Here is an 11,710-nt window from a genome sequence, read left to right as displayed (position 1 = left end):
TCGAGAAATCCTCGCAGGGTGCATTAAAAAGTTTAACCAGAGAAGGATGGATTCCCTGCTTCACTAGGAAAGATACCTTTTTTATCTTCCAAACAGGAAAAGCACGGACGGCCAGTGATGGCTGGGTTATGTTAAAAGATTACGTTTTATATAATTGTTTCTTTTTCATAACCTTATAATTTTTCACAGTACTTCCTGACCCGATAAAAATGAACTGCCCCTGTAAATGCAGGACACCTAAGTAACATTTATCAGGTGTTTTTTGTGACCAAATTTATAGCTGAAGATAAATTAAACGCAGTTTTTTAATATTTGGCATTATTAAACCTCTTATGATATAGCTGCTACTTTTAATATCCCTTCTTCGAGGTTAGTATGTGAATGGCGAAGAAAGTTTGAAAATGGCGGAGCGGATGTCCTATTACCACAGTAAAAGGGGCATCCACGCATGAAAAAAGGAACAAAGAAAATCAAATCACAGACATCTGTACTAATGGAAGGGTCAATTGAAGCCCTAAAAGAACAAATAGAACGTTTAGAAATGGAGAATGCTTATCAAAAAAAGTTGAACGCTTTACTTCTAATGCAGGAAAAACTACAAATAAATGAACCAACAATGGGTAATGGACGTAACTGAGTTCCACCTATTTGGGGAGAAACGTTATTTATCATTAGTACTAGACTTATGCAATGGTGAAATTATTGCCTATGCCGTCGTGAGCCACCCTGTTTACCGGCTTGTCGGTGGTTATATTAGAGAAATCTTTTATATACCTTCAGCCTGAAGATAAAATGGTTCCTCACCGGGATCAAGGATAGCACTATCAAATGAAGAAGTATCAAAAATCATTAGAGTAGTACGACATTATATAAAGTATGTCACGGAAGGGCAATTGCTTGGATAGTGCAGTCATGAAGAATTTTTTGGCTTATTAAAATCCGAATTTCTTTATCTACGAGGATTTGAGAGCATGAAGCATTTCGAGCAGTAAATCGCCCAACTATATTCATTATTACAATCACAAACGAATAAAAGCAAAATTAAAAGACCTGAGCCCGGTAGAATACCGAACTTAGGTCTTGGAAGTTGTTTAAATATTTGTGTCTTACTTTATTGGGTCACTTCACTTTTTCCCCTTAATCTATCAATTCTCGATAAACTTCAAGGAATGACAGCCACTCTTCTTTTTTAACCCTTACTTTATTATTTACTTAACATCTATATTTAAAGAAGTTGAAGCAATAACAGTAGACTTGCCTACTTCTTTAATTTTAAAAATTAATGTACCTTTGTCACCAGAAGTTACAGCCTCAGAAGCTACAAGTACTGTTGAAAGACCTGTTGAATCTAACATCGCAACTAATTCAATTACACCTAGATCTGTATCAGTGCCAGGAGTGTAATCAGCATTTCAGATGGAATCAATGATTCATCCGTTTCATCTCGGTACAGTACATTACCTTTGTAGCTAACTTGATTCCGATCTACCTCCACTGAAAACTTCGTTTCTAGCGATTTAACAAACCAATCTAATTCCTTCATGACCTCACTTGGATGGACGATGCTTGCATTCAAGCTACCTATATGGCAAATGTTAATCGCTGTCGGTTGATTCTTCGTGTCCAGACAAACACCACAAACTTCTCATGGTCAGAATGGATGAGAAATTCCCTTAAAAGATTATAGGCATCTTCAGGGGAAGTGATTTTTCTATCCTTGTACAACAGGCTTGATTCTTTGACTAACTTTAGACTGACAATGTTCACACGTTTGGCAGATTGTTTCTTCATCTTCACTCCTTCTTTAAGTAATTCCAGTTTCTTGGTTGACTTCAACTCATATGGATTCCTCTTCAAATAAAAATAGCCGTAACTCCTAATCGGAATTACGGCTTGATTATGCTTATTCATTATAATAATATAAGCTTATTTTTCTATTTAATTCGGTTACTGCAAAAAGAAAAGCCCCTTAGAGATTTCTCTCCGCAGAGCCTTTCTTGGAACCTTTTGGAAGGACGAAGGACCTGTCCCCTTGTCCCTCTTTTATTTAAGAATAAATTTGTGTATAATGGAAATGTATTTAAAGAGAGAAGTGCTACCAACACTTCTCTCTGCAACCGCTACCATCAGGATGGTGGTTGTCATGTAAATTTATTTTCTACAAAAACCACCCTTTTGCTTGCGACGGCGAGGGGTGGTTTTCTTGTCCTCAAGTACATTTTTTGAAAGACATGTGCAGCAATCTCACACACAATGCCCTTCAAAATTTCATGAACGATTTCAAGTAAGGTTTCCATGATTATCACCTCCTTTCCTAATACAGGAAAGAAGACTGACAACCTACCACCTTTACAATATTCAGTTGTACTTCTATTCTATCATATTTTCATTCCCTATTTTCTTGGTAAGGAAAAAGCAAAGCTCCGCAGAGATTTCTCTCCACAGAGCTTTGCTTCATTTATTTGCCTACTAATCTTCGACATATTTCGAGGAGTGACTGGCACTCTTTCTTATATACAATATTAGAAGTTTACTTTTACCGCTTTAGTGGCTACTACTTCATTACTATTGTTAAGCACTTTGAATAGCACTGTAGCATCATCACCAGGGGCAGTAGTAACACCTACATTTGATAAGTTACCTGCATCACCAGTTATAACACTACCTGATTCTGTAAAGTCAACTTTACCTACTGGGATATCATTTCCAGCTCCTGGTTGATAAGTACCGTTACCATTTTTATCAATGTATAAAATATCAGAAGATAACTGTAAACGAACAGGTTGAGCTGTTGACTTAGATAATGTTAAACCAGAGATAATTGGGTCATTTGCAGACTCTGTATAAGTTAAGAAATCTTTATATTTTAATGTAGTTGCATAGGTTACATCAGGAACATTTTTTAATGTAGCTGCAGTTACATTATAACCTACATCTTCAACTGTTACTTGGAACGTTTGTGTAATATTAGCATTAGCATTATTTGTAACAGTGATTGTAGCTGTACCAGCTGTCGATCCAGCTTCGACAACAATGAAACCACTTGTTGCTTTATATGTTGCAGGAGAAGCTAATACACCAGATTTAGACACAGTAGTTGTTACTGTATAAGATGAACCTGCAACAGAAGCTAATTCAACGTCTGCAGAGTTTAATCCTTCAATATCAAGTTTTAAATATTTATCATCTTGTAAATCAAGTGTTGCATCAGTAGAAATTTGATCTTTTGTAATACCACTAACACCTGTGTGTGCAGTATCTACATCAGATACATCTGTTGCTGATATTTCACTATCTAAAGAAAGTTTGTATTTAGCTAATGTATTATTATCAGTACTTGTTGCTGTAATAGCAGTTGTACCTATTTTAGAACTATTAGCAGCTGATGAATCACGGAAAGTTATAATATTTGAACCTGATGCTAAACTTGTTAATGTTATAATAGCCTCCCCAGTTGCATCTGTTGAGCTTGCAAGTGAAGCACTTACTTTTGTAGCATCAGATTGTTGTAAAGCAAGATTAGTACCCGCAGTAATCAGCATTGGATCGCCAAATTGGTCTAATAATTTTACTTTAACTGTTGTAGTACCAGCTACAGTTACAGAAGTTTTATTAGCAGAAACTGAAGTTGCTGTACGAGTTCCATTTTGTACAGTAATTGTTTTTGTGTAAGTAGCTCCACCATAAGTTACTGTAATTGTTGCTGTACCAGGACCTTCTGCTGTCAATACGCCACCAGAAACAGATACTACGGAAGAATCAGAAGATTTCACTGTATATCCAGTTGTTTCTTTCGCTTCTTTAGTACCAGCTTTTACAGTTATATCAGAGAATTTTGCTATTTCACCAGTAAGAAGTGTTGAACTACTTTGTTCAAAATCGTTAGTTCCTTCAAATGCTCTTGCAGCACCACTAATGCCAGAACCAGCATTCAATAAAGTTGCTTTCGTAATTGTATCAGCTGCTAAATCTTTATTTTTAATAGTAACTTTAGTTAAGTTAGAAGCAACCACATTCGAACCCTTAGTAATAGTTACTTTTACATACACATCAGCACCAGAAACTGGAATAGATCCAATATTTAAACCTGTCAATAAAGTACCTGCGCCAGTAGCAGTTGCTAAATCTGTTTTAAGTTCACCAGTAGTTTGTGATTTGAAAATTGAATTCACATTAGTTGTGGCAGCTTTAGAGCTATAAGCTGTATATTGTACATCGTAACCAGCAGTCATTAATTCTTGAGCTGTGATAGTTGCTCCATTCGCTTTGATAGCTACAAATTGCTTTGCAGTATCATCATCATAAGTAGCTTCATCAACAGTAATTGATGTTACTTCTGCTACTTTGTACTCTACGTCAAATGATTTATCTTTTACTGTTACTTTAGTTTTTTGGTCAGCTGCTAATGCTGTAGTTAGTGTAACTTTAGCAGTTTTTCCATCTGCGGATGCAGTTACAGAAGCTACTGTGTTACTAGCTACATTAATATCTTCAGCTTTAAGTTTTGTAAGATTTGCTCCACTTAATGTAAGTTCTTTAGAATTAACAGCACTTACAGAATCAACAGTTGCAACAACAATCGGAGCTGGTTTAACTTCAACCGGAGCTTTAAGCTCTGCGCCTTTAACAGCTGTTAATTTGTAAGCAGTGCCTTCTTTTTGCTTTTCAGTTGTTAAAACAACTGTTGTTTGTTCTGCTGCAGCAGCTTTAGTAGAAGCAGCCTCTTTCAATGCAGCTTTTTCTACTTTTAAAGCAGGATCAAATGTAAATTCAAGTTCCTTTACTTGATCAGCTGTTAACTTGCCATTGAATGTTACTTCGATTGTAGTGTCATCAACTGCTTTTACATCTGCCACTGCAGGATCTGCTGGGATTGACTCGATATCTTTTGCACGGTACATAAACAATGCAAATTCGCCACGAGTTACGTTAGCATCAGGAGCGAATGTTGTTTCTGTTTTACCAAAAGTGATTTTGTTAGCAAGAAGCTTATCAACAAATGGATCCCAGTTGCTGTTTACATCCTTGAATTCGTTTTTAACGTCGCCAGCTTCTAATTTGTAAGCATTAGCGATGATTTTTGCCATTTCAGCACGTTTGATTTGTGCACCCGGCTCAAATGTTGTTTCTGTTTTACCGCTAACGATGCCAGCTTCTACAAGAGCATTAACTGCGCCTTTTACGCGGGAGTTAAGATCTTTAAAAGAAGATGCTGGTGCATTCGCAGTGTCTAACTTTAATACGTTAGCGATCATAACTGCTGCGTCACCACGAGTGATCGGAAGAGATGTTCCGAAAGTAGTGTCAGTTGTACCCTTAGCAATTTTGTTTGCTACTAAGTAGTCAACAGCATCCTTATAATTTTTGTTTACATCTGTGAACCCAGCAGCAAATGCTGGTGTTACAGCTGTTGCTACTAGAGTAGCTGTTGCTGCGGAAGCAACGAACTTACGATAAGACTTCGGTTGGTAAGCCATGTAATAATTCCTCCTGTTTTGTATGAGCATTCTTTAATGCATGGAAATAAATAGACCTAAGTCTATTCATCCATCACACTGTCTAATTTTTGAAAAGCTCTCCAATCCATTTATTTCTTGATTATGTACCAGATGGATTAAACGGTAATTAGAGCTATTTACATTCTACCAAAGTGTTAGTATTTTTCAACTACTTTTTTTCCATTTTTTTATTTTAATATTTTTGTTACATTTTATATGTTTACAAAATATTTCGTTTTTAAATAGAAAAATAATGAAATTTTATTATTCGAAAAGACTACAAAATTCCTGTTTTTAGTAACAATTATTGTGTATTTTAGATTATAAGTTATTCTTCTAGTGCATAATTTCTCATTTTACCTTCCGCGTTACCTATAGAAACAACAGGAAAAACTATAAGCCTTTTTACACATAATCTTAAAAATAGACACAAAAAACCTGGAAATATAATTTCCAGGTTAGGAATATATTATTATTCTACTATTTCTTAATTTATCAATTTCTTATATAAGTATTTTGTAGAATTGGTTAATTGTTCTAACGAAAAACGCTGGGAAGCAAAATGATATAATTTGTCTCCCATTTCAGTAAGCTCTCCTGCCTCTTTACAACGGACGGCTTTCTGCAAAGCTTCGGCATAATCCGCTGTACTTCCAACCGGCACGATCCAGCCCGTTTCTCCGTCCTCCACAAGCTCTTTCACTCCGCCAACATCCGTCGTCACGATCGGCACGTGCTGGTTAGCTGCTTCTAACAATGCTAACGGAAAGCTTTCACTATAAGAAGCAAGCAAGGCGAGGTCAGAGGCCGCATAAATTTGATCGACATCGGAACGAAAGCCAAGAAAATGGACGTAGTGATTTAACTGCAGCCGGTCCACTTCTTTTTCCAACTCTTCTTTGATCGGACCGTCCCCGACTAACAGCAAATGCGGCCGCTTCTCTTCTTCGATTCCCTTCATCGCTTCAAATACAATCGTATGGCCTTTGATTGGGTGAAGCCGAGCGACCATGGCCATGACAAAGTTTTCATCTGTTAAGCCGAATTCACTGCGCGGGAGGGGCTGGGCTTTTTCTTTCGTAAAATGGATGCCGTTGTAGACGGTTTGGATCTTATCGCCGTCAATACCGAGTTTTATCAAGTTTTGTTTAAACCTCTCCGACACCGCAAAGTAGCCGTCCATTTTCTTTACGGCATACATGCTGAGGGCGGTGAAGACTTTGCCTTTCACACCGGATTTCACGAAATCCAGCGACGGATCACTATGAACAGTCGTAACCCAGCGGATGCCCGTCTTTCTTTTTAAATAAATGCCAAACAGATTGGCGCGCGGGCCATGCGTATGTAAAATGTCGAATTTCTCTTTCTTGATAAAATCGACCATTTTTTTCAGAATCGACAGATCGTAACGGGAGCTTTGCGAGAATACCTCCGTGCGAATCCCTTTTTTTCTGGCTTCTTCGGCAAACGAGCCTTCTTGCATCAGGGCGAGTACGACCTCGTCCTTAGAAAACTGCTCTAGTAGGGTAATGACGTGTTTGCGGGAGCCGCCTGTTTCCGCTCCTGTGATGACATGAAGTACTTTCAATGGTAGACACCTCTCTTTACCAAAAAGAAGCTGTCCCTCCGTGCCGGCCACCTCCTAAAGGAGACGGCACAGCCATAGAACAGCTCATGTTTATTATCTTTCCAATAATACTCTCAACAAGAATTTCGGCAAGGCTAGCTGCCGTTTAATACGCTTCGGTTCTTTCGCTAAACGGTACAGCCACTCGAGGCCGAGCTTCCGGTAAAAAGCCGGGGCTCTTTTCACTCTGCCAGAATAGACATCAAAGCTGCCGCCTACTCCTTGGAATACTTTAATATTCGGCAGTTCTGCCATATGGTCTTTAATCCACAGCTCCTGACGCGGGCTGCCGAGCGCCACAAACAAGAGAGCTGCACCAGATTCACGAATCTGCTCCAACAGCGCCTGCTGATCCTCTACGTAGCCGTTCGCATAGCCGACGATACGGAGATTCGGAATGCTCGCTTCCAGCTTTTCCTTTGCGGTACGGACGACTTCTTCCTTCGCCCCATAGAAAAAGACACCATGCCCTTTGTCAGCAGCGAATTTCAACAGTCTTCCCATCATATCCACACCCGTCACCCGCTCACGAACATCGCCGTTTCTCATCTTAGACGCAAGCACGATGCCGATGCCGTCTGGGATTTGATAAGTGGAATTGTTGATGAGCTCTTTCACGACAGGATTCCGGTTAGCGGTAATAACTTTTTCAGGATTTACGGCAATCACAGTAGATTGCAGCCCTTCTGCGATTCTTCGCTGCAAATCATCGATAATCTCTTCATATGTGTAAGGCGAGACAGACACGCCTAAGTATTGTTCCTTTTCCATTACAGACACCCTTAGCTATTGATTGGTTTGACCGCAATGGCTTGCAGGCCAGTTACGTCCCCGATACGGTAGACCGTAAGCCCTTCTTCTTGCTCCAGATTCGTGCAGTTCTTCGTATCGAAGACAACTGGCGTTTCCATTTCGGACAGCAAGACGTTTTTGTCGATCATTTTAAATTCATTGTGATCCGCTAATACAACGAGCAGGTTCGCCCCTTTAACGGCTTCCTCAAAGGAAACGAGCGGGAACGGCACTTGTTCGTCTCTAACGTGCGGATCATGGACGCGAACGTCATAACGCGGGTTAGCCAGCACCTTCTCTACAATTTCGATTGCTGGGCTTTCGCGTACATCATCAATATTGCCTTTATACGTTAAACCAAACAAGGCAATTTTTGGTTCCTTTAACTCCGACGTCAGCTTAATGATTTGCTCAATGACAAAGTCTGGCATCGAGTTGTTAATGTCACGGGAAAGCTGGATCATGAGCGCTTCTTCCGGTGCTTTTTCCACGATGAAGTAAGGGTCAACCGCGAGACAATGGCCGCCAACGCCTGGTCCTGGCTGGTGAATGTTCACACGCGGATGCTTATTCGCAAGCTCAATGACTTTATGCGCATCCACGCCAAGACGAGCTGAAATTTTCGCCAACTCATTAGCGAGCGCAATGTTCACATCGCGGAATGTATTTTCCATGAGCTTTGACATTTCAGCTGTCACGGCTTCTGTTTCAATCACATCGCCTGTGACGATTTGACGGTACACATTCGCGGCCTTTGTTGTAGCTTCTGGTGTTAAACCGCCAACAATGCGCGTATTTTCCACAAGCTCAATTAAAATCCGGCCTGGCAACACTCGTTCTGGGCAGTGTGCAATCGCCACATCCTCTTTCGGGTTAAAGCCAGCTGCTTCGATGATTGGTGCGACAACATCGTCCATTGTGCGTGGCGGAATAGTCGATTCCACGATGACGACGTCGCCTTTTTTCAAATACGGAACGACCGCTTCTGTCGCACTGCGAACATAATCCACGTTCGCTGTGCAGTCTTCATGAATCGGTGTCGGAACAGAAATAATGAAAGCATCTGCTTCCTCCGGTTCGAGTGAAGCACGCAGTCTGCCTGAATCAACAACTTCCTTTACGACTTCTGGCAAGCCTACTTCTTCGATAATGATTTCACCTTTATTTAAACGTTCGACTACTTGCTTATTGACGTCTACTCCTACTACAGAAAAGCCGGCACGGGCGAATACGGCCGCTGTCGGCAGACCAATATATCCTAAACCAATGACGCAAATTTTTTGCATGTAAAAAAATCCTTTCTAACAGAAGTTGTTCAAAAATGGTGAGCCCATTTTGAACGTCTATCCTATGCTAGTATAATTGAATTTCATTGCTTCCAATAGTATAGCAAATTCACTTCCAGCTTGCACTAATTTCGTTGAATGTCTATAGGACAAGTGTTAAAATGTAGTTTAGCTTTTTAAGCATTTGATTTGAAGGAGGACATCCGTTTGAAGGTTGTGATTTCGGGATTTTATGGATTAGGCAATACCGGTGATGAAGCGATCCTGGAAGCGATTGTTGATAATTTGCGAAATGAGATAAAAGACATAGATATAACCGTGTTTTCCTTGTCGCCGGAACAGACGGCAAAAGAACACAACGTCAAGACTGTCTACCGCGGCTGGCGCCATGATAATAAAGGAAAGATTCAGGCGCTGCGAGAAGCGGATTTATTGATTAGCGGCGGCGGCGGCTTGCTGCAGGATACATATCCAACGAAATTTTTATTCGGTCCGCTTCCTTATTATTTGCTCATTGCTTTTTTAGCAAAGCTATGCGGAGCGAAGGTCATGTTCTTTTCACAAGGCATCGGTCCGGTTACTTCTACATGGGGCAAGATTTTAATGAAAGTATTTGCGAACCGTGCCGATTTCGTAACGGTGCGCGACCAGTATTCAAAAGACTATTTGCATAATCTTGGTGTTAAGCGGCCAGAAACTGTTGTAACGGCGGATATCGTCTTTGCTTTTCAAAAGAAGCCAGACGATGCCTGCATGAAGAGCCTGCCAGTGAAAGGCACAGAAAAGCTTGTCGCTGTCTCCACTCGTCCGTGGTTTGAGCATGATGACTATTACGGCAAGCTCGCCGATGTGCTCGATGAACTGGTTGAGACAGAAGGCATTACCCCAGTATTCGTGCCGATGGAAGGCCATCACGATGTCGATGCTTCCAAGCGTGTGATGCAGCTGATGAAGCGGGCAGATGACTGTTTCCTTCTCGGCGGCGACTTTACGCCCAACCAATACTTGAATTTTATCGGTGAATGTGAGATGACGATTGGCCTGCGTCTTCATTCCTTAATTTTCTCGGCGCTTTCTCATGTGCCTCATATCGGAATCAGTTATGATAAAAAGGTAGAAAGCCTCTTAAAGCGCTCTGGCATGTGGGAGTATTCTTTCCCGCTCGAAGCATTTGATCCAGCGAAGATGAAAGAAAATGCCCGTTATGTACTCGCTCACCGTAAAGAGCTGAGCGAGGTGGTTGCGGCTAATGCAGCTGAAATGCGCAGAGAGGCCTTAGAAAATATTGAACTATTAAAGAAAAAATTTATGTGAAGCGAGGGTTTTTCATGAAGATTTTGCTTGCGACGGTCTACCATTATCCACATACAGGCGGTTTGTCGGTTCACGTGGCAACGCTGAAAGCAGGGTTGGAAGCGCGCGGCCATGAAGTGGATGTTCTTTCTTTTTCTGATATACCCGAGTTTGAACAAAAAGCAAAGGTGCGCGGTCCCGGCTTTTTAATGAATAAATTATCTAAAGGAAAAGGCTTTGTCTACGGCTTAAAAGCACGGAAGAAAATGCTGCAAAAGCTGATGGAACAAGTCAAGCATAAAAACTATGACATTGTGAATGCTCAAGAAGTCTATGCGACATTCGCAGCACTTGATGCCGGCCTTCCGGTTGTGTCCACTGTGCATGGCTACTTAACATATGAAGCGCTTAGTGCCGGCAATATTTTAAAAGACAGCCCAGAAGAACGCTTTTTAATGGAAGAAGAAGTAAAAGCGTACCGCAGCACGCGTGCGATTATTACCGTTGATACGCGCATTAAAGAATATGTGGAGCGTGAAGCGGGTGTGACCGGTACCGCCATCCGTAACTTTATTAATGTGGACGACTTCCGTCCGGACACAGAAAACAAAGCGGCATACCGCCAAAAGCACGGCTTGTCTGCTGACGCTCCGATCTTCTTCGTGCCGCGCCGGTTAACGAAGAAAAACGGCGTCATCTATCCGATTTTATCCTTGCCAGCCGTATTGGAGAAGTATCCAAACGCCCAGCTGATCTATGCAGGAACAGGCGAAGCGATGGACGAAATGAAGCGCCTGATTGCGGAAAGAAAGCTGGAAAACAACGTGACACTGCTTGGGGCCATCCCGCATGATGTGATTAAGGAATATTACGCACTAGCAGACGTTATCTTAGTGCCAAGCGTCCACTCTGCTGGAGTCGAAGAAGCGACTTCGATTTCTGCACTTGAAGCAATGGGCTCCGGCCAGCCGCTCATCGCCTGCGCTGTCGGCGGCTTAAAAGAAATCGTCGATCATAACGTAGACGGCTTGCTCGTCGAAGAAAAAAACGTAGAAGAGTTATCAGCCGCGATGATCGAGCTATTGGATAACCCAGAAAAAGGCCGCCAGCTCGCAGAACGTGCCCGCGCGAAGATCGAAGCTGAGTATTCTCACTTAGCAGCCGCGGAGAAATATGAAGAAATTTACTTGAAAGCGAAATAATGTGAGGAATCC

The 11,710-nt window shown here is 41.3% G+C and carries 10 protein-coding genes and 2 pseudogenes; 4 read left to right on the top strand and 8 right to left on the bottom strand.

Going from position 1 to position 11,710, the window contains the following annotated elements; all coding sequences use genetic code 11:
* The first annotated feature begins 448 nt into the window (after positions 1-448).
* Both A8F95_RS08945 and A8F95_RS23385 read left to right on the top strand, forming a co-directional pair.
* Entirely contained in the window at positions 449-637 is a 189-nt protein-coding gene (locus A8F95_RS08945) for a hypothetical protein (RefSeq protein WP_065410191.1), read from the top strand.
* Positions 609-1,077: pseudogene (locus A8F95_RS23385) on the top strand (IS3 family transposase); the annotation flags it as partial. The gene A8F95_RS08945 and the pseudogene A8F95_RS23385, both read left to right, overlap by 29 nt.
* Positions 1,078-1,208: 131 nt before the next feature.
* On the opposite strand, the gene A8F95_RS22435 reads toward A8F95_RS23385, so the two are convergent.
* From A8F95_RS22435 to A8F95_RS08920, 8 genes and pseudogenes are all read right to left on the bottom strand, one after another.
* Positions 1,209-1,355, bottom strand: coding sequence for a hypothetical protein (locus A8F95_RS22435; protein ID WP_176713659.1), 147 nt, complete (start codon positions 1,353-1,355; stop codon positions 1,209-1,211).
* A 20-nt stretch (positions 1,356-1,375) separates the two neighbouring features.
* The gene (locus A8F95_RS23025) at positions 1,376-1,543 is read right to left on the bottom strand and encodes a hypothetical protein (protein ID WP_245671249.1); all 168 of its coding nucleotides are present in this window, start codon (positions 1,541-1,543) and stop codon (positions 1,376-1,378) included.
* Positions 1,538-1,791, bottom strand: a pseudogene (locus tag A8F95_RS23020) (JAB domain-containing protein); the annotation flags it as partial. The pseudogene A8F95_RS23020 and the gene A8F95_RS23025, both read right to left, overlap by 6 nt.
* Before the next feature lie 350 nt (positions 1,792-2,141).
* A complete protein-coding gene (locus A8F95_RS22430; RefSeq protein ID WP_176713652.1) occupies positions 2,142-2,297 on the bottom strand; it encodes a hypothetical protein in 156 nt (51 codons plus the stop codon).
* A gap of 225 nt (positions 2,298-2,522) precedes the next feature.
* Positions 2,523-5,477 (bottom strand): S-layer homology domain-containing protein, encoded by a 2,955-nt coding sequence (locus A8F95_RS08935; RefSeq protein WP_065410190.1) that lies wholly within the window; start codon positions 5,475-5,477, stop codon positions 2,523-2,525.
* A gap of 508 nt (positions 5,478-5,985) precedes the next feature.
* Complete coding sequence (locus A8F95_RS08930; protein ID WP_065410189.1) at positions 5,986-7,086, bottom strand: glycosyltransferase; 1,101 nt, start codon at positions 7,084-7,086, stop codon at positions 5,986-5,988.
* Positions 7,087-7,179: 93 nt separating this feature from the next.
* Positions 7,180-7,896, bottom strand: a complete 717-nt coding sequence (locus tag A8F95_RS08925; RefSeq protein WP_065410188.1) for a WecB/TagA/CpsF family glycosyltransferase — start codon at positions 7,894-7,896, stop codon at positions 7,180-7,182.
* A gap of 11 nt (positions 7,897-7,907) precedes the next feature.
* Positions 7,908-9,203, bottom strand: coding sequence for a nucleotide sugar dehydrogenase (locus A8F95_RS08920; RefSeq protein ID WP_065410187.1), 1,296 nt, complete (start codon positions 9,201-9,203; stop codon positions 7,908-7,910).
* Between the two features lie 207 nt (positions 9,204-9,410).
* Here A8F95_RS08920 and csaB point away from each other — a divergent pair, with 207 nt between their 5' ends.
* Positions 9,411-10,517: a polysaccharide pyruvyl transferase CsaB gene (csaB, locus tag A8F95_RS08915; RefSeq protein WP_065410186.1), complete on the top strand. Its 1,107-nt coding sequence runs from the start codon at positions 9,411-9,413 to the stop codon at positions 10,515-10,517.
* Between the two features lie 14 nt (positions 10,518-10,531).
* Positions 10,532-11,698, top strand: a complete 1,167-nt coding sequence (locus A8F95_RS08910) for a glycosyltransferase family 4 protein (protein ID WP_065410185.1) — start codon at positions 10,532-10,534, stop codon at positions 11,696-11,698.
* Positions 11,699-11,710 lie beyond the last annotated feature (12 nt).

Origin of the sequence: Pseudobacillus wudalianchiensis (genome assembly GCF_001685015.1) — a bacterium.
Lineage (GTDB): Bacteria > Bacillota > Bacilli > Bacillales > Domibacillaceae > Pseudobacillus > Pseudobacillus wudalianchiensis.
The sequence above is the reverse complement of the archived record's forward strand: the minus strand, read 5'-3'. Positions and strand labels throughout refer to the sequence as shown.

Bases quoted from the DNA above. Each gene is read 5' to 3' on its own strand.
- A8F95_RS08945 (WP_065410191.1), top strand. From the start codon at position 449: ATGAAAAAAGGAACAAAGAAAATCAAATCACAGACATCTGTACTAATG.
- A8F95_RS22435 (WP_176713659.1), bottom strand. From the start codon at position 1,355: ATGTTAGATTCAACAGGTCTTTCAACAGTACTTGTAGCTTCTGAGGCT.
- A8F95_RS23025 (WP_245671249.1), bottom strand. From the start codon at position 1,543: ATGAAGGAATTAGATTGGTTTGTTAAATCGCTAGAAACGAAGTTTTCA.
- A8F95_RS22430 (WP_176713652.1), bottom strand. From the start codon at position 2,297: ATGGAAACCTTACTTGAAATCGTTCATGAAATTTTGAAGGGCATTGTG.
- A8F95_RS08935 (WP_065410190.1), bottom strand. From the start codon at position 5,477: ATGGCTTACCAACCGAAGTCTTATCGTAAGTTCGTTGCTTCCGCAGCA.
- A8F95_RS08925 (WP_065410188.1), bottom strand. From the start codon at position 7,896: ATGGAAAAGGAACAATACTTAGGCGTGTCTGTCTCGCCTTACACATAT.
- A8F95_RS08920 (WP_065410187.1), bottom strand. From the start codon at position 9,203: ATGCAAAAAATTTGCGTCATTGGTTTAGGATATATTGGTCTGCCGACA.
- A8F95_RS08910 (WP_065410185.1), top strand. From the start codon at position 10,532: ATGAAGATTTTGCTTGCGACGGTCTACCATTATCCACATACAGGCGGT.